Below are 21,665 nucleotides of genomic sequence, written 5' to 3'. Positions count from 1 at the left end.
GCGGGACGGCGCCCGAACGGCCCGTCGTGACCGCTGACGCCAGGGGAGGCCCGGTACCAGGTGGTACCGGGCCTCCCGTGGCGTCGTGGGGTGCTCACGTGCGGCGGCGGTAGGCTCGACGGGTGGCAGTGAAGCAGGTGGACCCCATCGATGTCGTCCTCGTCGGCGGAGGGATCATGAGCGCCACCCTCGCCGCGATCATCCACCGGCTCGAGCCGGACTGGACGATCCGCGTGTACGAGCGGCTGGGCAGCGCGGCGCAGGAGTCCTCGAACCCGTGGAACAACGCCGGGACCGGACACTCGGCGCTCTGCGAGCTCAACTACACCCCCGAACTGCCGGACGGCCGTGTGGAGATCGCGAAGGCCGTCACGGTCAACGAGCAGTTCCAGGTCTCGCGGCAGTTCTGGTCCCACCTGGTCGAGGACGGAACGCTGCCCGACCCGACGAGCTTCATCAACCCGACGCCGCACATCTCCTTCGTCTGGGGCGCGGACAACGTGGCCTACATGCGGGCCCGGTACGACGCCATGAAGGACCACCCCCTGTTCGCCGGGCTCGAGTACAGCGAGGACGCCGAGCAGATCCGGAAGTGGGCACCGGCGCTCATCCCCGGGCGCAGGAAGGACCAGCCGATCGCGGCGACGTACTCGGCCGCGGGATCCGACGTCGACTTCGGCTCGCTCACCCGGCAGCTGTTCGACCACCTGGAGATCGAGGGCCTGCAGTTCGAGCCCTCGCACCGCGTGACGAAGATCGTCCGCTCGAAGGTCTCCGAGGGCTGGGTGCTCGACGTCATGAACGACGTCGGGCGCTCGAAGCAGCGGGTCGCCGCGAAGTTCGTCTTCGTCGGGGCCGGAGGCGGTGCGCTGCAGCTGCTGCAGAAGTCGGGCATCCCGGAGATCCGCGGCTACGGCGGCTTCCCGGTGTCCGGGGAGTTCCTGCGCACCGACGACCCCGAAGTCGTGCAGCGGCACGCGGCGAAGGTCTACGGCAAGGCGAGCGTCGGTGCCCCGCCGATGTCGGTGCCCCACCTCGACACCCGCATCGTGGACGGCAAGGCCTCACTCATGTTCGGGCCCTACGCCGGGTTCAGCCCGAAGTTCCTCAAGCAGGGCTCCGTCCTCGACCTGTTCGCCTCGATCCGCCCGCACAACCTGCGGCCGATGCTGGCCGTCGCGTTCTCGAACCTCGACCTCGTGAAGTACCTGGTCGGTCAGCTCCTCGCGTCCAAGCGCACGAAGTTCGAGGCGCTCCGCGAGTTCATGCCGAGCGCCCGACCGGAACACTGGCACCGGATCACGGCCGGTCAGCGGGTGCAGGTGATCAAGCCCGATGCCGACAAGGGTGGCGTGCTGCAGTTCGGCACCGAGGTCATCACGTCGGCGGACGGCTCGATCGCGGGGCTCCTCGGCGCGTCGCCCGGCGCCTCGACCGCGGTGCCGATCATGCTCGGGCTCCTCCGCAAGTGCTTCCCGGACCGGTGGGACGGCTGGCAGGGTGCCGTGCGCGAGATGGTCCCGACCTACGGGCAGGACCTGGGCGACGACGCGGCCCTGGCGAGCGCGACGCTCGACCGGACCGCATCGGTGCTCGGGCTGCGCCGCTGACGAGCCACACCTTGCGCCTCGTTCGAACGTGTGTTCGAATGGAGGTATGCGGTGGGACGGACAGGCGATCACGGCCGAGCGGAGCGACATGCTCCCCGGGCTCGAGTCGAACAGCGGGTTCGTCCGGAGTGTGACGACGCCCGAGTTCGCCGGCGTGACCTTCCACGAGGTCCTGGCGAAGTCGGCGCTGAACAAGGTCGGGGGAGCGGACGGCGGCACCTGGGGCATGACGATCAACCCCTACCGCGGGTGCAGTCACGCGTGCGTGTACTGTTTCGCCCGCCCGACCCACACGTACCTGGAGTTCGACGGCGGGGCCGACTTCGACCAGCAGATCGTCGTGAAGACGAACGTCGCGGACGTCCTGACCCGGGAACTCGCGAAGCCGAGCTGGGACCGTCACCCGGTGGCGCTCGGGACGAACACCGACCCGTACCAGCGGGCCGAGGGTCGGTACCGGCTGATGCCCGGGATCATCCGGGCGCTCGCCGATTCGGGCACGCCGTTCAGCATCCTGACGAAGGGCAGTCTGCTCCGTCGGGACATCCCGCTCCTGGCCGAGGCGGCGAAGTCGGTGCCCGTCGACATCGCCATGTCGATCGCCGTGTACGACGACGACCTGCAGCAGTCGGTGGAGCCGGGGACGCCCACGACCTCCGCACGCCTGGCGACCGTCAGGGCGGTGCGTGACGCCGGGCTCGACTGCTCGGTGTTCCTCATGCCGGTCCTGCCGTACATCACGGACACCCGAGCGCACCTGCAGGACGCGGTCGGGCGGGCCGCGGCCTCGGGCGCCACGAGCCTGATGTACTCCGCATTGCACCTCAAACCGGGCATCAAGCCCTGGTGGTACGAGTGGCTCGGCCGGACCCACCCCGACCTCCTCGGCCGCTACCGGGCGATGTACCTCGACAACACCTACGCCCCGAAGGACTACCGGCGGTGGCTGGCGGAACGCGTCCGTCCGATCCTGCACGAGCACGGGCTGTCCCTCGGACGGGTCGACCCGGCGACCGGTTCGATGGGGTTCTCCGACGACGCCGTACCGCGCACGTCCGACCAGTCGCCGCTGAAACGGTCGGACCCGGGCTACACGCACCGGGCCGAGTACCGTCCGGCCGCCGCCGTCGGTGCCGCCGCCGTCCGTGCCCATCGTGGTTGGGGGTGCGGGTCGGGAGTGGAACGGGGGTCGGCAACGGCACCGTCGCGTCGGACGGAACGGGTGCGGTGGGTCCGTTCCGCTCGACGGCACGGACGGCGGCGGCACCGACGGCGGCGGCACGGACGGCGGCGGCACGGACGGCGGCGGCACGGGACGCGGCGGCACGGACGGCGGCGGCGCGGACCGCGGCAGCAGCAGTGACCACGGCCACGACGGCACCGCGCCTCTTCTGATCGTCGATCCCGCTTCCGGGGGACAGTGAAGGGTCGGTGGTCGCCGCTACCATGGTCGAGTCCGCCTCCGGACGAACCGATCGGGGTACACGACCGTGCCCATCGTGGTTGGATCGAAGACGGCGCCCCCGCGTCCGGCAGGCCGCCCCACGGCCTGCGGTAGCGGTGAGCACCCGGTGACCGGGTGCTCCGTGACCCCTCAACCGCACGGAAGGACGGCCCCGGTGCTCGGCATCCCCACGCATCTCGCCCCACGGGTGAACGCGTGGTCGACCGTGCGCGCCTTCCACGCGGCTGCGATCGGGTCCCTCGTCGCAGCCGCCCTGCTCCTCCTGCTCTACCGGATCGACGCGCCGTCCGACCACGTGTTCGGAGCGGTGCTCGCCGTCGTGCCGATGCTCGTCATGATCGGGGTGCACGTCCACGTCGGCACCTGGCGGTCGGCCGCCGCGTTCCTCGTCGTCGGTGGCCTCTGCTCGTACTGGTTCGCGACGGTCGTGCAGCGCGAACTCGCCGAGGTCCCGTGGGTGACGTCGTACCTGCTCTCGCTCGTCGTCGTACCGCTCGTGCTCATCGGCGGATCCGGTAGCGGGACCGTGCGCGTGGTGATCTGGTCCGTGTCGGGCTTCGTCGTCGGACGCGTCGTGACGTCGATCGCCGCGGCACAGGCCGGCGGTCCCGACCACCCGCTCGTGCTCGCCTGGGTGACACTCGGCTTCGTGATCGGACTGGTGCTGGCGGTCAGCCGCTCCACCGCCCGCTCCGAGCGGATCCAGCCCGAGTTGCTGCGGTCGGCGCGTGAAGAGCACGTGACGGCCTACCGCGCCGGCATCGAAGCGGAGGCGGCGGCGATCCTGCACGACACCGTCCTGAACCACCTCAACGCGATCGCGCTGGCTCCGGCCGGCCCGATGGACGAGCACCTCGCGCAGACGATGGAGTCCGACGTCGCGATGCTCACCGGACGGGCGTGGCTCGCCGGCGACGCCTCCACCACCGAGCCGACCGCCGACGACGCGACGGCGGGAGCGGTCGCCGCCTTCGAGCGGATGCTCGCCGAGCAACGCGAGACCGGCCTCCAGGTGACCGTCACCGGGGACCCCGTCTCGGTCGCCCGGCTCGATCCCCGCGCGATGACGGCGCTCCTCCGCGCGGTCGCGCAGTGCCTGACCAACGTCCGGAAGCACGCGGGCACCGACGCGGCCGAGGTCAGCGTCTTCGACGACGGCGTCGCGTGCACCGTGATGGTCGTCGACGACGGCCGCGGGTTCGACGAGCAGGCCACCGGAGCCGACCGCATGGGCCTCCGCAACTCCGTGCGGGAGCGCGTCGGCCGTGTCGGTGGCGAGGTGCAGGTGTGGTCCTCGCCCGGCTCCGGCACGAGCGTCATGATGAGCGTCCCGTACACGTCGGCGGCCGGAGCCGTCCCGGTCCTCCAGCACGGCGACGACGACGTGGAGCGTGCCTCGTGAGCGCCGGACGGCAGCGCGGGTCGAGTCGCCGGACCGCGCAGCAGTACGACCCGCTCGGCGCGATGGGGTCCCGGCCGCTCGCCGTCGTGCTCGGTGCCGGTGGGGTGCTGTGGGCTTCCCTCGTGTCACTCCTCGACCGGGACGTCCTCGGCAGTCCGACGCTCAGCGCCCTGACCGTCCTGCTGCTCGCCGCTTCCGCGGTCGTGGTGATCAGCGCCTCCAGTCCGTTCCGTGCCCCGTTCACGAGGTGGGCGTTCATCGCCCACGTCGCGCTGCTCGCGCTCGCGACCGTGACGAGTGCTGCGGCGCAGTGGGGCCCGGACCGGTCGCTCGTGAACGACTTCATGGTGCTGCTGAGTGCGGTGGGCGTCGTCGCGGTCGCCCCGTACCGTCCCTGGACGGACCTGGTCGTCGGCGGGATCGGGCTCGCAGCCGTCAACGCCGCGACCGGCGGGACGGTGGCGTTCGTGCACCCGGCGGGCGTCCCGGTGCCGGTGGCCGCGTTCCTCGCTGCGGCGCCGACCCTGGTCCTCACCGCGGCGGCTGCCGTCTTCGCCCACACCTTCGCCGGACTGGCGGAGCGGGTGCAGATCCGGGCCGGCTCGTACTCGGTCGAGCGAGCCGAACGCGACGGCATCACGGCGAGCGTGCAGCAGGACCGGTCGACGATCCTCGCGCGGGACGTCGCCCCGTTCTTCGCCGAGCTCCGGACGCGGGCGTCGGTCACCGACGCCGACCGGGCCCGGGCGCGCGACATCGCCGACGGCATCCGGCGCGTCATGGTCGCCGAGGCGGACCGGACCTGGCTCGAGTACGCCGTCCGCGTCGCGGGTGACGCCGCGGCCACCGTCGACGATCCGCACGGCCTCGCCGCGGCGATGGACGCGGACCAGCGGACCGTCGTCCGCACCTTCGTGCGCGCGGTGCTCGCCGCCGACACGGTCGACCCCGCCGGCATCCGGGTGGCCGTCGCTCCGCAGGACCGGGCCAGCGGTGGGTCACCACCGGTCACCATGACCTTCGACGTCGCCGTGGCCGACTCGGACGTCGGCATCCACCGCGCGTTCGACCCGTACTTCGCCGTCCTCCGGGTGACGTTCCCCGACCTCGACGTCGCCGTCCGACCATCGTCCCTGACATTAAGGTTCTCGTATGACCAGCACTGACCCGACCCGGTTCCCGGAGGGCGGTCCCGCCATGCCGACCCCGGGTTCCCGCCGGGTGCGCTTGGCCATCCTCGACGACCACGAGGTCCTGCTCGACAGCCTGTCGAGCTGGATCGCGGTGAACGCCTTCGACTTCGACCTGGCACTCACCGCGCACACCTGGCTCGAGATGGTGCACAGCGACAGCTTCCCGACCGACCTGGTGTTCCTCGACTTCCAGCTCAAGGAGCCGGTGTCGATCGAGGCCCGCGTCCGGACCTGCCGAGCGGCCGGGGCGAAGGTGATCGTGCTCTCCAGCGTCGACGCCCGTGAGTCCCGCGACCGGTCCCTGGCGGCCGGTGCAGCGGCGTTCCTGTCGAAGTCCCTGCCGATGCGCGAGGTCATGGACATCGCGCGCGAGGTCATGGGCGTCGCTCGCGAGACGCCGGCACAGCGGGAGTGGCGGCCGCTGCCCACCGGTGCCAGTGCGCACCAGCGTCCGAAGCTCAGTCACGGTGAGGAAGAGGCGCTCCGTCTCTACGTGTCCGGCTACTCGACGAACGAGGTCGCCGCGCAGATGAACGTGCAGTACGAGACCGCGAAGACGTACCTCCGGCGCGTCCGCGAGAAGTACGCCAAGGTCGGCCGGCCGGCGTCGAAGAAGTCGGACCTCATCCGTCGTGCGGCGGAGGACGGGTTCCTCGCCTAGTGGCAAAGCTCTACTTCCGCTTCGGCGCGATGAACAGCGGCAAGAGCACCGGGCTCCTGCAGGCTGCGTACAACTACGAGGAGCGGGGGCAGCGCGTCCTGCTCGCGAAACCCAGCGTCGACACCAAGGGCGACCGTGAGATCGTGTCACGGCTCGGGGTGACCCGCACCGTGGACGTCGTGCTGTCCGCCGACGCGGACGTCCGCGCCGCCGTCGCCGACGCGGGTGCGACCGACCCGGCGTCAGACCGGCTGGACGGCATGGTCCGTCCGGTGAGCTGCGTGCTCGTCGACGAGGCGCAGTTCCTCACCCCGCGGCAGGTCGACGACCTGCTGCGCATCGCCGTCCTCGACGACATCCCGGTCCTCGCGTACGGCATCCGCACCGACTTCCGGACCGAGGCGTTCCCGGGGAGCCGACGTCTCCTCGAGGTCGCGCACTCCCTCGAGGAGCTCAAGACCATCTGCCGGTGTGGCCGCAAGGCCGTGTTCAACGCGCGGAAGGTCGACGGACGGTTCGTGTTCGACGGGTCACAGGTCGCGATCGACGGCGTCGACGTCGAGTACGAGTCCCTCTGCGCCAACTGTTACCTCACCGAGTCGGGCGGTCGGTTGGACGGCGAGACCGGGCGCTGAGCGCCGGACGGACGGGAGGCGCGGGCCGGAGCCGTCGCGGGCTTCCCGTCCGACACGTCGCGGGCACCTGTCCCACACGTCGCCCGGAATGGGCGCTCGACGCAGGACGTTGGCTCCGACATGAGCGACGCACCCCTGCACCTTTCCGTCCTCGACCTCGCCACGCGCGAGTACGGCCAATCGAACACCGAAGCCCTGCAGGGCTCGATCGACATGGCCGTCCGCGCAGAACAGCTCGGCTACGAGCGCTTCTGGGTCGCCGAACACCACGGCATGCCCGGGATCACCTCGTCGGCGCCGGCGGTCCTGCTCAGCGCCGTCGGGGCGGCGACCTCCACCATCCGCATCGGCTCCGGCGGCGTCATGCTGCCGAACCACGCGCCGCTCGTCGTCGCCGAGCAGTTCGGCACCCTCCGCGCGCTGTACGGCGACCGGGTCGACCTCGGCATCGGTCGCGCCCCCGGAACCGACGGGGCGACCGCGATGGCCCTGCGCCGCACCGACCGGCTCGACGTCGACGACTTCCCGCAGCAGCTCGCCGACCTGGTCGGCTTCTTCACCGGCATGGAGGAGTCGAACCCACTGTCCCGCATCCGAGCCGTGCCCGGGTACGGCGACGTGCCGGAGTTCTGGCTGCTCGGTTCCTCGGGCTACAGCGCGCAGGTCGCCGGAGCCCTGGGCATCCCGTTCGCGTTCGCCCACCACTTCGCGTCGGACAACACCGAGGCGGCCCTCGCCCTGTACCACCAGGCGTTCCGGCCGTCTCGCTTCCGCTCCGAGCCGCTTGTGCTCATCGGCGTGCAGGTCGTCACGGACGAGGACCCGGGCGTCGTGGAGGAGCAGAGCGCACCCGGCATGATCTCGTTCATCCGCATGCGCCAGGGGGCGAAGCCCGAGCCGGTGTCGATGGAGGAGGCCCGTGCGTACGAGTTCTCGGACCTCGAGCGTCGGTTCATCGCTGCTCGGACCGAGCGCCAGGCGTACGGGTCTCGGGAGCAGGTGGCGGTGAAGATCAACGAGCTCGTCGAGTCGACCGGTGCCGACGGCGTCATCGTCGCTCCGGGGGCGGCACAGGCCCGCTACCGGCACCAGGCGCTCGAGGTGGTGGCCGGCCTCCACGCCGAGGGACGGCTCGTCCGGCCCGGCGTCGCGGTCGGGTAGCGCAGCGGCGGCGAGGGCTGGCTCGCCAGCGACCGGCTGAGCCAGCGACCGGTTCGGGCAGCGGAGATCCGTTGACCGAGCCGGTCTTCGCTGTGCGCGGAGCCACGGCAGATGCAGAACGGCCCTGGTTCCGAGTGGAACCAGGGCCGTGGCTGTCGGGGTGACAGGATTTGAACCTGCGACCTCGTCGTCCCGAACGACGCGCGCTACCAAGCTGCGCCACACCCCGCGGTGTGATCACTCCGTTCCCGGAGCAACCCCAGAAGTCTATCCGATGTTCGGGGGTGGTCACGACCACACGGTGACGGCCGGGCGCGTCGCGCTCAGGTGCGGGCGGTGAGGGTGACGACGACCGCTTCGGGACGGACGGCGAACCGGACGGGCGCGTAGATCGAGGTCCCGAGACCCGCCGACACGTTCAACCACGACCAGTGGGTGCGGTTCTGCCACTGGTGCAGCCCGCTCGCGTACTGCCGGGGCAGGTCCGAGTTCGTCACGAGTGCGCCGAACCCGGGGACCGCCACCTGGCCGCCGTGCGTGTGCCCGGCGAAGACGATGTCCGCGCCCTGGGTCACGAAGGCGTCGAGCACGCGGCGGTAGGGCGCGTGCGTGACGCCGATCGAGACGGGGGAGGGGCCGCTCTCGTCCTCGGACCAGGGCACCTCCGAGCGCATCTCGTCGACGTTGGCCGGCAGGAGGTCGAGCCGGTCCCAGTCGCGGTGCGCGTCCGAGGTCCCGAAGAGTTCGAACCGCGACCCACGGACCTCGATCGCACGAGCATGGTCGTTGAGGTCGAGCCAGCCGAGGGACTCGAAGAACGCTGTCTGCCGGTCGACGTCGAGCTTCGCCGGTTCGGCGTCCGGGCGTAGGCTGCTCGGCCCGGACAGGTACTTCGCCGGGTTGCGCGGTGACGGTGCGAAGTGGTCGTTCGATCCGTTGACGAACGCCCCGGGGATGCCCCGGAAGGGCTCGAGGGCGTACTCGACAGCGGCGTTGGCGGTCGCGTGTCCCAGATTGTCACCGGTGTTCACGATGAAGTCCGGCTCGACCAGGCTGAGGTCACGGATCCACTGCTGCTTGTCGGCCTGCCACGGGGCCATGTGGATGTCCGACAGGTGCAGCACGGTGACGTCCCGCGAGCCGGCGGGGAGGACCGGGACGGTCTCCCACCGGATGCCGAACCGCCGGCGCTCCACGACGGCACCCCAGGCGGCCGTGGCCGCACCGACCGCGGCGCCGGCGGCGAGGACGCCGAGAGCACCGCGGCCGCGCGTCATCGGCAGTCCTTCGGCGCCTTGCCGTTCTTGTTGCCGTAGAGCTTGAGTGTCACGCCGGTGTCCTTGCCGGCCACCGTCCCGGCTCCGGGCTCGACGGCTGCGACGGTGCACTCGTTCTTGCCGTCGCCCTTCTCGTACTCGCCGGAGACCGCCACGTTGCCGAAGCCGGACTGGGTGAGGGTCGAGCGGGCGTCGTCCAACTCCTTGCCGCCGACCTCGGGCACCGCCGCCTGCGAGCCGTCCGTGGTGTAGACGGTCACGCTCGAGCCCTTCGAGAGCTGGAGGCCCCCGGCCGGGTTGGTCGAGAGGACCGTGCCGGGCGTCCCGCCGCCGGCCTGGACGCCGCCGTCGACGTAGGTCAGGCCGGCACCGGCGATGGCGGCGCGAGCGGCCTCTGGCGTCTGCCCCTGCACGTTCGGGACCGCGACGCTGTTGCCGCGGATCGACGAGGGGGCGGGGTCGGCGAACTGGCCGCCCGGGTACTGCGTGTTCGCGATCGTCTGGGCCTGGCGCCAGAGCGCGGTGCGGGAGCCCGCGTACTGCCCGTTGGGGCCGTAGACGTAGCGGAGGCTCTGCTTGCCGACCGTGTTGCCCATCCACGCGACCGTGGCGACCTTCGTGGAACTCCCGACGAGCCAGATCTGGTCGGCCTCGTCCGTCGTACCGGTCTTGCCGAATTCGTCGAAACCGTCGGGCGTGCGAGCACCCGGCGCCGTCCCGATCGTCAGGACCTTCTTCATCGCGTAGATCGCCGTCGCGGCGACCTGCGGGTCGATGGCCTGCGTGCAGTCCTTGGGCTGACCACCGAGCGACTTGCCGTCCGCGTCCGTGACGTTGTCGATCGCGATCGGTCGGCAGAACGTGCCGTTGTTGGCGATGCCCGCGTACGCCGCGGCCATGGTGAGCGGCGCGATGTAGTTCGTCCCGAGCACGAAGGAGGCGTTCGTCTTGACGGAGCTCGTGGTCTTCTGCGAAGTGTCGTCCGCGAACTCGGCCGAGGTCGCACGCGGCTGCGCGAGGTGGACACCGAGCGACTCGGCGGTCTTCCGGATCTCGCAGTAGTCGAGCTTCTGCGCCATGTTCACGTACGAGACGTTCACCGACCGGTAGGTCGCGTTCTCGACGGTCATGTTGCCGCCTTCGCCGGGTGCGTCGTTCTTCGGGGTGTAGTTGACGCCGACCGGGCTGCCGCACTGCGTGTAGGTCGGGAAGGCGCGGGGGGTGCCGTTGACGATCTCGCCCAGTCCGTGACCGTTCTGCAGCCAGTTGAGGAGTGTGAAGGGCTTGAACGTCGAACCGGTCTGGAAGCCCTCGCCGCCGCCGTACTGCCGATCGACGCTGTAGTTGATGCCGGTGTCCGTCGCCGGGGCGCAGGCGTTGGGGTCGGCGCCTTCGGAACCGCAGGCTGCGAGCTGGTTGTAGTTCTTGTTCTGCGCCATCGTGAGGATGCGGCCGGTGTCGGCCTCGACCGAGTTGAGGACACCACCCAGGGCGAACCGCGCCTCGGTGTTCGGGGCGTAGGCGTCGATCAGTTCCTTCTGTGCCCCGTTGAGGTCGAGGTTCAGCGTGGTCTGGATCGTGTAGCCGCCGTTGCGCCAGGCGGCGTCACGCTGCTTCTGCGTCGAGCCCAGCTGGGACATCTCCTTGACGACCTGCACGGCGTAGTCGCAGAAGAACTGCGAGCCGTTGCCCGTGGCGGCCTTGCACCCCTGGGTCGGGTCCGTGAGCTTCACGTAGTCGGCGGGCTTCGAGGCGATGGCCTCGTCGAACTGCTTCTTGTCGATGTGCTCCTGCGCGTACATCGACTTGAGGATCACGTCACGACGGGCGACGTTCGCGTCGTAGTACTTCGGGTCCGACAGGTTGCGGGTGTTCGGCGACTGCACGATCGCGAGGATCGACGCGGCCTCGGCCGGGGAGAGGTCGGTGGCGTTCTTGCCGTAGTAGTGCTGCGCGGCTGCCTGCACGCCGTAGGTCTGGTCGCCGAAGTACGCGATGTTGAGGTACCCGGTCAGGATGTCCTTCTTCGGGTACTTCTTGGCGAGTCCGATCGCGAGCTTCATCTCCTCGAGCTTGCGGGAGACCGAGACCTTCGTGGCTTCGTTGTAGGCCTTGAGACGCTCTTCCTGCGTCGGGAGCTCCAGCGCCTGCTGCATCTTGATGTTGCGGACCAGCTGCATGGTGAGCGTCGAGCCACCGCCGGAGTCGCCCAGGCCACCGCCCGCGACGGTGCCGACACCGGCACGGACGAGCGACGTCATGTCGACGCCGCCGTGGTCCCAGAAGCGCTTGTCCTCGCCGTCGATGGCGGCGTTCTTGAGGTTGTCGCTGATCTGGTCGTACTTGAGTTCCTGACGGTTCTGGTCGTAGACCGTCGCCAGGTGCACGGGCTTGCCCGCCGAGTACGCCAGCACCTCGTTGCGCTGGGGCAGGTCGCCGAGCTCGATGTACTCGGGCAGCGACTCGAACACGCCGATCGTCGACGTCGTCGTGACTCCGGCGACCGCGATGGCCGGCGTGACACCGATGGTGACGAGCAGGCCGGCGAGTGCGCTGAAACCGACGAAACCGACGAAGGCGCCGACTGCGGAGACGGGCTTGGTCCGACGGGCAGACGTCTTCTGGGCAGACATAGGATGCAGCCTAAACGACACCTCGGACTGGAAGGCTGGCAAGGAACCGCATGCGCCGCTGGGAATACCTCACGACTCCGTTGATCATCCACAACACCACCGCCATCCTCAACAACTTCGGTGACCAGGGCTGGGAGCTGGTCCAGGTCGTCACCGGCCCGGAGGGCGGGCTCGTCGCCTACCTGAAGCGTCCGAAGGCCGACGCGTGAGCGTCGCGGCCCGTCTGCTCGAGCTGGGCGTCACGGTGCCGGCGGTCGCGGCCCCGGTGGCCGCGTACGTCCCCGCCGTGGTCTCCGGCGCGCACGTCTTCACGGCGGGGCAGCTGCCCTTCGTCGACGGCGCGCTGCCGGTGACGGGCAAGGTCGGGGCCGAGGTCGACGCCGAGACCGCGACCGCCCAGGCCCGGCAGGCAGCTCTCAACGCCCTCGCCGCGGTCGAGAGCGTGGCCGGCTCGCTGGACCGCGTCGCTCGGGTGGTCAAGGTGACGGTGTTCGTCGCCTCGGACCCGTCGTTCACCCGGCAACCCGGCGTCGCCAACGGCGCCTCGCAGCTCGTCGGGGACGTCTTCGGCGAGGCCGGCGTCCACGCCCGCAGCGCGGTGGGCGTCGCCGTGCTCCCGCTCGACGCCCCCGTCGAGGTCGAGCTGGTCGTCGAGCTGAGGGACTGAACCGACCGCGGACGGAACGCGTCCGCTCGCGCCGGAAGGGCCTCCCGTGGGATCTCACGGGGGGCCCTTCCTGCGTCCGGCGGGCTACATCAGCTCCGCGATGGTCGCCATGACCGTCGGGTCGGCGAGCGTCGTCGTGTCGCCGATGCGACGCCCCTCGGCCGCGTCGCGGAGGAGGCGCCGCATGATCTTGCCGGACCGGGTCTTCGGCAGCTCGGGGACGATGACGACCTGTCGGGGCTTCGCGATCGGACCGATCCGCTTGCCGACCCACGAGCGGAGCTCGGCGGAGACGGCCTCGCGGTCGACGCCCTCGGCCGCTTCGGCGGTGAGGATGACGAAGGCGACCACGGCCTGGCCGGTCGTCTCGTCCGCGGCACCGACGACCGCGGCCTCGGCCACGCCCTCGTGCCCGACGAGCGCGGACTCGATCTCGGCGGTCGACAGGCGGTGGCCGGAGACGTTCATCACGTCGTCGACGCGACCCTGCACCCAGATGTCGCCCTGCCCGTCGAGCCGTGCGCCGTCGCCGGCGAAGTAGCGGCCCGGGAACCGCGACCAGTACGTCTCGACGAACCGGTCGTCGTCGCCCCAGATGCCTCGTGCCATCGACGGCCACGGCTCGGTGATGGTGAGGTAGCCGCTGCCGCCGGGGTCGACGCGGTGTCCGTCGTCGTCGACGATCTCGGCGACGATCCCGGGCAGCGGGGTCTGGGCGGCGCCCGGTTTGAGCTTCGTGACGCCGGGCAGGGCGGAGACCATGATCGCGCCGGTCTCGGTCTGCCACCAGGTGTCGACGATCGGCGTCCGGTCGTGGCCGATCACCTGGCGGTACCACTGCCAGGCCTCGGGGTTGATCGGTTCGCCGACGCTGCCGAGGAGCCGGAGCGTCTCGAGGCTCCGGGCCTCCGGGATCTGGCGGCCGGCCTTCATCGCGGCACGGACCGCGGTCGGAGCCGTGTAGAGGACCGTCACCCCGTAGGCGTCGACGAGGTCCCACCACCGACCGGGCTTCGGCTCGTCGGGCGTGCCCTCGTAGAGCACCTGCGTGACGCCGTTCGCAAGGGGGCCGTAGACGACGTAGGTGTGTCCGGTGATCCAGCCGATGTCGGCGGTGCACCAGTAGACGTCCTTCTCGGGGTGCATGTCGAACACGTTCTTGTGCGTGTACGCGGCCTGGGTGAGGTAGCCGCCGGAGGTGTGGACGATGCCCTTCGGCTTCCCGGTCGTCCCCGAGGTGTACAGGATGAACAAGGGGGTCTCGGCGGGGAACGCACGAGCCTCGTGCTCGGGGGCCGCCGCCGCGAACTCGTCGTGCCACCACCGGTCCCGATCGGTCCAGGCGATGTCGTTGCCGCCGCGCTGCACGACGAGCACGTGCTCGACGCTGTCGGTGCCGTCGCCCCGGAGCGCTTCGTCGACGGCGGGCTTGAGCGGGGACACGGCGCCGCGACGCCATCCGCCGTCCGCCGTCACGACGACCTTGGCACCGGCGTCTTCGATCCGGGCACGGAGGCTCTCGGCGCTGAACCCGCCGAAGACGACGGAGTGGATCGCGCCGATCCTGGCGATCGCGAGCATCGTGACCACGGCCTCCGGGATGAGGGGGAGGTACACCACGACCCGGTCGCCCTGGCCGACGCCCAGGCCCTGCAGCATGTTGGCCGCGCGCTGCACGTCGGCGGTCAGTTCGGCGTACGTGATCCGTCGGGTGTCGCCGTTCGCGCCCTCGAAGTGGATCGCGACGCGGTCGCCGTTCCCAGCACGGACGTGGCGGTCGAGGCAGTTCTCGGCGACGTTGAGCTCGCCGTCGGCGAACCACCGGGCGAAGGGCGCTCCGGACCAGTCGAGCGTGCTCGTGAACGGCGTCCGCCAGTCGAGGAGCGCTCGGGACTGCTCGGCCCAGAACGCCACGCGGTCGGAGCTCGCGGCGTCGTGGAGTCCCTGGTCGGCGACGGCGTCCGCGACGAACTCCGGCGACGGTGGGAAGGTCGCTGCCTCGTCAGGGGTGTCGGCCTGCTGCGGATCGGCCTGCTGCGGAATCGTCATCGATGTCCTTTCGTCTCGTCCGCCCGGGACGCGGTCGGACCACCGAGGCAGACGACGACCGGGCGCAGTCGGAGACTACTCCCGACCGTGCGGGTGCTGACGGCGCCGGGACGACCGGGCCGAGATCGTGGAGGCGGCCGGATCCGACGGGGTCACACGAGTCCGACTGCGTCGGTCGGGATGGGGGCGGCGCGCAGCACGGCAGTCGAACCGCGCAGGTCGACGCGTTCCGCGTCCAGGAGTGTCGTCGCATCCCGTTCGTGGGGTACAGTTGTCTGTGCCGGGCTCGTTCCCGGTGGCATCGGTCATGATTCCCCCCAATCCGCCGGTGTCCAGGCGGCACCCGTTCCCCCCAACAGGTGCCGCCTCTTCCTTTTCCCGACGGTGCCCGTGCCGGTACCGATCGGCCGATGCGCCCACGATCCCGCTCGATCGGCACGGTGCCGCGCCCCGAGTGGACAGACCGGTCGACTCGGTCGCCCCCGTACCAGGCCACCCGGTCCCTCCGACGAGGGGCTCGCACGGACCGCTGCGACACGTCGGCCGCCGGTCGGTGCCGTCGTTCTCCCGGTGACCGTTCGCTCGTCGATGTCGAGCGGAACGGGGTACGGACCTGCTCGTCGGGGTACAAAGTGACCACGAACGTGATCGACGTCAATGCTGTCCACCGATCGGCCTGGAGGCCCTGGTCACGCCCCGCGCGCTCGTACCGTTCCGGACATGCACCGGCATCGCGCTCCCTTCCTGCCCGGCTCGCCTCGTCTCGCCCAGGGACGGCGCGGCACGTCGCTGATCGACTTCGAGGAGCTGGCGCCCCTGGTCGCGGACCGGCGGGTGACGGACGTGCTGGTGCTGGGCGGTCGAGGGGTGTGGACGGACCGGGGCACGGGGCTCGACGTCGTGCCGGGCCTGGTCTTGTCCGAGCAACGGACCCGTGATCTCGCGCGGGAGCTGGTGGCACGCGGCGGACGGCACGTCGACGAGTCGACTCCCTGCGCGGACGTCCGGCACGGCGACGGCATCCGCGTCCACGCGGTGCTCGCTCCGGTCTCGGTGCACGGGACGGCGCTCTCGATCCGGCTCCCGGAGGACGAACGGCCGACGATCGACCGGATGGCCGACAGCGGGTTCTTCCAGCGGGTCCCGCGTCGGGTCGTCGATCGAGCAGTGCACGAACGGCGGAACGTGCTCGTCACCGGGGCGACCGGCAGCGGGAAGACCACACTCCTGGCGGCGATGCTCGCGATGGTGCCGCCGGACGAACGGATCATCACCGTGGAGGACGTCGCCGAACTCCGGATCGACCACCCGCACGTGGTCGCTCTGGAGGCGCGTCAGGCCAATGCAGAAGGAGCGGGCGGGCTCGGACTCGAGCGGCTGCTCCGCGAAGCCCTCCGGATGCGCCCCGACCGCATCGTCGTGGGGGAGTGCCGGGGACCCGAGATCCGCGAGCTCACCTCGGCGCTCAACACGGGGCACGACGGAGGTGCGGGAACGGTGCACGCGAACGGGCTCACCGACGTCGCCGCCCGGCTCGAGGCGCTCGGGGCGTTGGCCGGGCTCGGCGCAGAGCCGTTGGCCCGCCAGGCGGCGAGTGCGTTCGACCTGGTGCTGCACGTCGAGCGGCGGCACGGCGTCCGCGCCCTTGCAGCGGTGGGACGGTTGGGTGTGGACCCGTCCGGTCGCCTCGAGGTCACGACGGTCGACGCGGTCCCGGGCACGGTCGGGTCTGGTCGACGGGCGCGAGTCGCGCCGGCCGCAGGCGTGACAGCCACCGGAGCCGGGGCGGGCAGGAGCGCGTGATGCCCGGCAGCCGGACGACCGGCGACGGGGCGACCGGTGTGGCGCGAGTGCTCGACCGCGTCGCCGTCCTGGTCGCCGCAGGCGTCCCGCCTCCCCGGGCCTGGGCGCTTGTGACCGGCGGGTCGGACCCGGTGGGAGGTCCGGCGAGCGCGCCCGCGAGCGCGGGTGCCGTGCCGGGTGACACCTCGTTCGGCCGCGACGTCCAGGGGGTGCTCGCCGTGGCAGCCCGGACCGGCGCACCGGTCGCCCCGGCGCTGCGCGCGCTCGCCGCCTCCCTCCGCGACACCGCGCAGGCCGAGCGGTCGGTCCGGGTCGCGTTGGCCGGACCGCGGGCGAGCGCACGCGTGGTCCTGGCACTCCCGGTGCTCGGCGTGCTGCTGGGCTCGGTGTGGGGAGTCGATGCGATCGGCGTGCTCATCGGTGGCCCCATCGGTCGGGGCTGTCTCACCGCCGCGACGTTGCTCGTCGCGGTCGGGCACCGGTGGACGGGGCGACTCGTGGCAGCGGCGACCGGTGCGCCGACGGTGCCGGGGCTGCTGCTCGACGTCTGGGCGATCGCGGTCTCCGGCGGTGGTGCCTGGAAGGACGCCGCCGCGACCGTCGACGCGGTCTTCGCCGGTCGCACCTGGCCGGCGGACGACCGTGCCCGACTCGCGGAGACCCTGGCTCTCGCCGAACGAGCCGGAGTCCCGGCGGCGGAGCTGCTCCGGGCCTGCGCGCTGGACCGTCGTGCGGACGCTGCCGCCGAGGGCATCGCGCGAGCGGAGCGCCTCGGGGTGCGGCTCGTGCTGCCGCTCGGCGTATGCGTCCTGCCCGCGTTCGTGCTGGTCGGGGTGGTGCCCGTGGTCCTCGGGATCCTCTCCTCCACATCCGCGGTCATCGGGTGACGTCTCCACCGGTCGATCGAGAGCAGCCCGGGCGGTGGGGTCGGAGGCCGAGACTCGGAGCACGGACCGCGAGGCCCGGGACGGACACAGGACAGAAGGAAGGACACCACATGGAAGAGGACGTCAGGCCCGTGGGTGAGCCAGCGGCGGCACGACGACGACCAGGACGGCTTCCGGGTCGACTGCTCGACGATCGGGGGTCGGCCACGGCGGAGTACGCGGTGGTCATCCTGGCCGCGGTGGCGTTCGCCGGGGTCCTCGTCGCGGTGATGCGCTCTGGCGAGGTGCAGGCCATCCTCACCGAACTCGTCCGGAGCGCGCTGACCCCGTGAGCGACAGGGCCTGCAGACGGCGACCCGGCGAGCGGGGATCGGTCACCGCCGAGTTCGCGGTCACGCTGCCCGTCGTCGCGGTCGTCCTCGCCGCGGGGATCGCCGGTGTGCTGATCGTCGACGGACAGGGCCGGTTGCAGTCCGCGGCGATCACGGCTGCGCGGGCATTCGGCCGCGGGGACGACGCTGCCGGTCGGGACGCGCTCCGGACAGCGGCGGCGGGCTCCGTGCGGGTCGACCGTGTCCGCGGCATGGTGTGCGTGCACGTCGGTCGCGCTGCGGGGAGCGGGCCGTTCGCGGGCGTCGGGCTGCGGGGCGATGCCTGCTCGGTGGACGAGCGCGCCGACGCCGGGGACGAACACGCCGACGCGGCGGCCGGCTCGCCCGAGGGCGGACGATCATGACCTGGAGGAGGGTGCGCCGGGGTGCCGGTGCGCCGGTCGCCGGGCCGGTCGGGCGGGCCGGGCAGGCGGGGCGGGTGCTCGAGTGGGAGGAGACGGCAGGCGGGGCGCGAGCGGGCGACCGGGGTTCGGCGACGGTCGTGCTCATCGCGGTCCTCGCCGCGGTGTCGCTCGTCGTCGCGTCGGCGCTCGCCGCCGCCGGACACCGCGTCGCCCTGGCCCGAGCGCAGGGCGCGGCGGACACCGCGGCGCTCACCGCTGCGGCTGCGACGGTGGAGCTCATCCCCGGCCGACCGTGCCTGGCGGCGCTCCGGTCCGCCCGGGCCGTCGGGGCGGACGTCCTCGCCTGCTCGGTGGCCGGTGCGGCGGCACGCGTCGTGGTGGCGGTCGGGTCCGGTCCGCTGGCCGCCCGGGCGGTCGCGGTAGCCGGGCCGCGGCAGGACGACGACGGTGCGACCGGACCGGTACGCACCGTCCGGGTGGTCCAGCCGGAGGTCGCGGACCCGCTCCGGCTCCACCGGGCATCCCCACGGGAGTGTGTATGGTGTGCCTGTCGGCCCGCCGGTCACCGAGTTCCCGGTCGACCCGGACGCATCCACGACGTCCGTCGGCTGACCAGCACCATCGATCAAGGAGACACGTGCCAGGCACGAAGAAGCTCGTGATCGTCGAGAGCCCTGCGAAGGCGAAGACGATCGCGCAATACCTCGGCGACGGATACGAAGTCCAGGCGTCCGTCGGACACATCCGCGACCTCGTCGAGCCCAAGAACCTGCCGGCCGATCTCAAGAAGGGTTCCCTCGGCAAGTTCTCGGTCGACGTCGACAACGGGTTCGAGCCGTACTACGTCGTCTCCGATGCGAAGAAGAAGACCGTCGCGGACCTCAAGCGCGCCCTGAAGGACGCCGACGAGCTCTACCTCGCAACAGATGAGGACCGCGAGGGCGAGGCCATCGCGTGGCACCTGCTGCAGGTCCTCAAGCCGAAGGTGCCCGTCAAGCGCATGGTGTTCCACGAGATCACCAAGGAAGCGATCCAGCGCGCCCAGGAAGCCACGCGCGAACTCGACACCGCGCTCGTCGACGCGCAGGAGACCCGCCGGATCCTCGACCGCCTGTACGGGTACGAGGTGTCGCCGGTCCTCTGGCGCAAGGTCGGACCCGGCCTCTCGGCCGGACGTGTCCAGTCCGCCGCGACCCGCCTCGTGGTCGACCGCGAGCGTGAGCGCCTCGCCTTCGTCTCCGCGAACTACTGGGACCTCACCGCGCGGTTCGAGAAGTCCGACGAAGGTGGCTTCACCGCTCGTCTGGCCCGGATCCACGGCAAGCGCGTCGCCTCCGGTCGTGACTTCGACGACCGCGGCGAGACCACCTCGGACGTCGTCCGACTCGACGAGACCTCGGCGAGTGCGCTGTCCGCCGTCCTCGAGCGTGCCGGTGACGCCGTCGTGCGCAGCGTCGAGTCGAAGCCGTACACCCGCCGTCCCGCAGCGCCCTTCACCACCTCGACCCTGCAGCAGGAAGCGGCGCGGAAGCTCCGGTTCTCGGCCCGGCAGACCATGAGCGTGGCGCAGTCGCTCTACGAGAACGGCCACATCACCTACATGCGGACCGACTCCGCCTCGCTCTCCCAGCAGGCGGTGTCGGCGGCGCGCAAGCAGGCGACCGCCCTCTACGGTGCCGACTCGATCCCGGACAAGCCGCGCTCGTACGCCGGCAAGAGCAAGAACGCGCAGGAAGCGCACGAGGCGATCCGTCCTGCGGGTGACACCTTCAAGACGCCGTCCCAGATGGAGGGCGTCCTCCGCGGCAACGACCTGCGACTGTACGACCTCATCTGGAAGCGCACCGTCGCGTCGCAGATGGCGGACGCCAAGGGCTCGACCGCGTCCGTCGTGCTCGGCATCACCTCGACGGAACCCGTGGAGGGCCTGGCGTCCACGTCCTCCGGCACCGACGTCGAGTTCACCGCCTCCGGTACCGTCATCACCTTCCGCGGGTTCCTCAACGCGTACGAAGAAGGCCGTGACGAAGACCGCGCCGCCGGTGACTCGGCCGACGACGCCAAGCTGCCGCAGATGGCGGAGGGCGACCACCTCGGTGTGCACGACGTCGCTGCCAAGGGGCACGACACGTCCGCCCCGCCGCGCTACACCGAGGCGAGCCTGGTCAAGACACTCGAAGAGCTCGGCATCGGCCGCCCGTCGACCTACGCCGCGATCATCTCCACGATCATGGACCGCGGGTACGTCACCCAGCGCGGCACCGCCCTCGTCCCGAACTGGATCGCGTTCAGCGTGGTGCGGCTGCTCGAGGACTACTTCGGTGACCTCGTGCAGTACGACTTCACCGCCGAGATGGAGAACGACCTCGACCGGATCGCCAGTGGCGACGAGGACCGGGTCGACTGGCTCAAGGGCTTCTACTTCGGCGGCGGCGACCAGCGTGGTCTGCGCACGGTCATCGACAACCTCGGTGAGATCGACGCGCGGGAGATCAACTCGGTCGAGCTCGCACCGGGGCTGACCCTCCGCATCGGCCGGTACGGCCCCTACATCGAGACGCCGAGTGACGACCCCGAGAAGCCGCGCCGCGTCAACGTCCCCGAGGACATCGCGCCCGACGAACTCACGCTCGAGAAGGCGCGCGAGCTCGTGGAGGCACCGGTCATCGGTGACCGCGTCGTCGGCATCAACCCCGAGACGGGCAAGGAGGTCCTCGCGAAGGACGGCCGCTTCGGCCCGTACGTGACCGAGCGCACCCCGGAGCCCGAGCCCACGGTCGACCCGGCGACGGGCGAGGTCCTGCCGGCGACGGCCGAGTCGGACTCGTCGGCGGCAGCAGAAGCCACCACGACGACGACGACCACCACCAAGACGGCGACCAAGGCGAAGACCACGGCGGCGAAGAAGACGACGAAGAAGGCCGCGGCCCCGAAGGAGCGCACCGCGTCCCTCTTCAAGTCGATGGACCCGCAGACGGTCGACCTCGAGACGGCGCTCAAGCTCCTCGACCTGCCCCGCACGGTCGGCACCGACCCGGAGTCCGGCGACGAGATCACGGCACAGAACGGTCGCTACGGTCCCTACCTCAAGAAGGGCACCGACACCCGGACGCTCCCGAGCGAGGACGCGATCTTCGACGTCGACCTGCCCGGCGCCCTCGAGCTGTTCGCCCAGCCGAAGTACGGAGCCAAGCGTGCCACCAGTGCGGCACTCAAGGAGTTCGACGCCGACCCGGTCTCCGGCAAGCCGATCAAGGTCAAGGACGGCCGATTCGGCCCGTACGTGACCGACGGCGAGACGAACGCGACGATCCCGCGCGGCGAAGAGGTCGAGGCGGTCGACTTCGAGCGCGCGGTCCAGCTCCTCGCCGACAAGCGCGCGAAGGGCCCGGTCAAGAAGAAGGCCCCGGCTCGGCGCGCCCCCGCGAAGAAGAAGTGACCCCGGACGCAGCCGTGCCGGAGCCGACAGCGCCGACCGCGTCGGCG

The 21,665-nt window shown here is 71.2% G+C and carries 17 protein-coding genes, 1 tRNA gene and 1 pseudogene; 15 read left to right on the top strand and 4 right to left on the bottom strand.

Annotated features, from left to right (window positions below):
* The first annotated feature begins 122 nt into the window (after positions 1-122).
* The 7 genes and pseudogenes from DEJ18_RS10415 to DEJ18_RS10385 all read left to right on the top strand — a co-directional run bounded on the left by DEJ18_RS10415 (position 123) and on the right by DEJ18_RS10385 (position 8,127).
* Positions 123-1,610, top strand: coding sequence for a malate:quinone oxidoreductase (locus DEJ18_RS10415; protein WP_111080588.1), 1,488 nt, complete (start codon positions 123-125; stop codon positions 1,608-1,610).
* 46 nt (positions 1,611-1,656) lie between these two features.
* Positions 1,657-2,742: pseudogene (locus DEJ18_RS10410) on the top strand (Rv2578c family radical SAM protein); the annotation flags it as partial.
* Between the two features lie 487 nt (positions 2,743-3,229).
* Positions 3,230-4,477 carry a sensor histidine kinase gene (locus DEJ18_RS10405; RefSeq protein ID WP_111210890.1) on the top strand — a complete coding sequence of 416 codons (1,248 nt, stop codon included), beginning with the start codon at positions 3,230-3,232 and terminating at the stop codon, positions 4,475-4,477.
* Positions 4,474-5,643, top strand: a complete 1,170-nt coding sequence (locus tag DEJ18_RS10400) for a hypothetical protein (protein ID WP_111210891.1) — start codon at positions 4,474-4,476, stop codon at positions 5,641-5,643. The genes DEJ18_RS10405 and DEJ18_RS10400 overlap by 4 nt, the downstream gene beginning before the upstream one ends.
* Complete coding sequence (locus DEJ18_RS10395; protein WP_258371057.1) at positions 5,630-6,331, top strand: DNA-binding response regulator; 702 nt, start codon at positions 5,630-5,632, stop codon at positions 6,329-6,331. Before DEJ18_RS10400 ends, DEJ18_RS10395 begins: the two co-directional genes overlap by 14 nt.
* Positions 6,331-6,966 (top strand): thymidine kinase, encoded by a 636-nt coding sequence (locus tag DEJ18_RS10390; protein WP_111210892.1) that lies wholly within the window; start codon positions 6,331-6,333, stop codon positions 6,964-6,966. Before DEJ18_RS10395 ends, DEJ18_RS10390 begins: the two co-directional genes overlap by 1 nt.
* A gap of 120 nt (positions 6,967-7,086) precedes the next feature.
* Positions 7,087-8,127 carry an LLM class flavin-dependent oxidoreductase gene (locus tag DEJ18_RS10385; protein WP_111210893.1) on the top strand — a complete coding sequence of 347 codons (1,041 nt, stop codon included), beginning with the start codon at positions 7,087-7,089 and terminating at the stop codon, positions 8,125-8,127.
* 155 nt (positions 8,128-8,282) lie between these two features.
* Here DEJ18_RS10385 and DEJ18_RS10380 read toward each other — a convergent pair.
* The 3 genes from DEJ18_RS10380 to DEJ18_RS10370 form a co-directional block, all read right to left on the bottom strand.
* Positions 8,283-8,356: transfer RNA gene (locus DEJ18_RS10380), tRNA-Pro, on the bottom strand.
* 94 nt (positions 8,357-8,450) lie between these two features.
* Positions 8,451-9,404, bottom strand: coding sequence for a metallophosphoesterase (locus DEJ18_RS10375; protein ID WP_111210894.1), 954 nt, complete (start codon positions 9,402-9,404; stop codon positions 8,451-8,453).
* Positions 9,401-12,037, bottom strand: a complete 2,637-nt coding sequence (locus DEJ18_RS10370; protein WP_111210895.1) for a transglycosylase domain-containing protein — start codon at positions 12,035-12,037, stop codon at positions 9,401-9,403. The genes DEJ18_RS10375 and DEJ18_RS10370 overlap by 4 nt, the downstream gene beginning before the upstream one ends.
* 50 nt (positions 12,038-12,087) lie before the next feature.
* Between DEJ18_RS10370 and sp36 the strand changes: the two genes are divergently transcribed.
* Positions 12,088-12,246 carry a Sp36 family protein gene (gene sp36, locus DEJ18_RS10365; RefSeq protein WP_181431068.1) on the top strand — a complete coding sequence of 53 codons (159 nt, stop codon included), beginning with the start codon at positions 12,088-12,090 and terminating at the stop codon, positions 12,244-12,246.
* Entirely contained in the window at positions 12,243-12,704 is a 462-nt protein-coding gene (locus tag DEJ18_RS10360; protein WP_111210896.1) for a RidA family protein, read from the top strand. Before sp36 ends, DEJ18_RS10360 begins: the two co-directional genes overlap by 4 nt.
* 84 nt (positions 12,705-12,788) lie before the next feature.
* Here the strand turns inward: DEJ18_RS10360 and acs are convergent, their stop codons facing one another.
* The gene (acs, locus tag DEJ18_RS10355; protein WP_111210897.1) at positions 12,789-14,753 is read right to left on the bottom strand and encodes an acetate--CoA ligase; all 1,965 of its coding nucleotides are present in this window, start codon (positions 14,751-14,753) and stop codon (positions 12,789-12,791) included.
* 720 nt (positions 14,754-15,473) lie between these two features.
* Here acs and DEJ18_RS10350 point away from each other — a divergent pair.
* The 6 genes from DEJ18_RS10350 (at position 15,474) to topA (ending at position 21,618) form a co-directional block, all read left to right on the top strand.
* Positions 15,474-16,556, top strand: a complete 1,083-nt coding sequence (locus tag DEJ18_RS10350; RefSeq protein ID WP_111210898.1) for a TadA family conjugal transfer-associated ATPase — start codon at positions 15,474-15,476, stop codon at positions 16,554-16,556.
* Positions 16,556-17,443, top strand: coding sequence for a type II secretion system F family protein (locus DEJ18_RS10345; protein ID WP_111210899.1), 888 nt, complete (start codon positions 16,556-16,558; stop codon positions 17,441-17,443). Before DEJ18_RS10350 ends, DEJ18_RS10345 begins: the two co-directional genes overlap by 1 nt.
* A gap of 110 nt (positions 17,444-17,553) precedes the next feature.
* Complete coding sequence (locus tag DEJ18_RS10340) at positions 17,554-17,775, top strand: DUF4244 domain-containing protein (RefSeq protein ID WP_111210900.1); 222 nt, start codon at positions 17,554-17,556, stop codon at positions 17,773-17,775.
* Positions 17,772-18,179 carry a TadE family protein gene (locus tag DEJ18_RS10335; RefSeq protein WP_111080576.1) on the top strand — a complete coding sequence of 136 codons (408 nt, stop codon included), beginning with the start codon at positions 17,772-17,774 and terminating at the stop codon, positions 18,177-18,179. Before DEJ18_RS10340 ends, DEJ18_RS10335 begins: the two co-directional genes overlap by 4 nt.
* The gene (locus DEJ18_RS10330) at positions 18,176-18,841 is read left to right on the top strand and encodes a hypothetical protein (protein ID WP_146241590.1); all 666 of its coding nucleotides are present in this window, start codon (positions 18,176-18,178) and stop codon (positions 18,839-18,841) included. The genes DEJ18_RS10335 and DEJ18_RS10330 overlap by 4 nt, the downstream gene beginning before the upstream one ends.
* Positions 18,817-21,618: a type I DNA topoisomerase gene (topA, locus tag DEJ18_RS10325; protein WP_111210902.1), complete on the top strand. Its 2,802-nt coding sequence runs from the start codon at positions 18,817-18,819 to the stop codon at positions 21,616-21,618. Before DEJ18_RS10330 ends, topA begins: the two co-directional genes overlap by 25 nt.
* Positions 21,619-21,665: the final 47 nt, after the last annotated feature.

The organism is Curtobacterium sp. MCSS17_015 (assembly GCF_003234265.2).
In the GTDB taxonomy this organism is placed as follows: Bacteria; Actinomycetota; Actinomycetes; order Actinomycetales; family Microbacteriaceae; genus Curtobacterium.
Note: the sequence above shows the minus strand (reverse complement) of the source record. Positions and strands in the feature narration are given on the sequence as shown.

What these genes read in the sequence shown, in the direction of transcription:
- DEJ18_RS10395 (WP_258371057.1), top strand. Translation starts at nt 5,630, where the DNA reads ATGACCAGCACTGACCCGACCCGGTTCCCGGAGGGCGGTCCCGCCATG.
- DEJ18_RS10385 (WP_111210893.1), top strand. Translation starts at nt 7,087, where the DNA reads ATGAGCGACGCACCCCTGCACCTTTCCGTCCTCGACCTCGCCACGCGC.
- DEJ18_RS10375 (WP_111210894.1), bottom strand. Translation starts at nt 9,404, where the DNA reads ATGACGCGCGGCCGCGGTGCTCTCGGCGTCCTCGCCGCCGGCGCCGCG.
- DEJ18_RS10370 (WP_111210895.1), bottom strand. Translation starts at nt 12,037, where the DNA reads ATGTCTGCCCAGAAGACGTCTGCCCGTCGGACCAAGCCCGTCTCCGCA.
- sp36 (WP_181431068.1), top strand. Translation starts at nt 12,088, where the DNA reads ATGCGCCGCTGGGAATACCTCACGACTCCGTTGATCATCCACAACACC.
- acs (WP_111210897.1), bottom strand. Translation starts at nt 14,753, where the DNA reads ATGACGATTCCGCAGCAGGCCGATCCGCAGCAGGCCGACACCCCTGAC.
- DEJ18_RS10350 (WP_111210898.1), top strand. Translation starts at nt 15,474, where the DNA reads ATGCACCGGCATCGCGCTCCCTTCCTGCCCGGCTCGCCTCGTCTCGCC.
- DEJ18_RS10345 (WP_111210899.1), top strand. Translation starts at nt 16,556, where the DNA reads ATGCCCGGCAGCCGGACGACCGGCGACGGGGCGACCGGTGTGGCGCGA.
- DEJ18_RS10340 (WP_111210900.1), top strand. Translation starts at nt 17,554, where the DNA reads ATGGAAGAGGACGTCAGGCCCGTGGGTGAGCCAGCGGCGGCACGACGA.
- DEJ18_RS10330 (WP_146241590.1), top strand. Translation starts at nt 18,176, where the DNA reads ATGACCTGGAGGAGGGTGCGCCGGGGTGCCGGTGCGCCGGTCGCCGGG.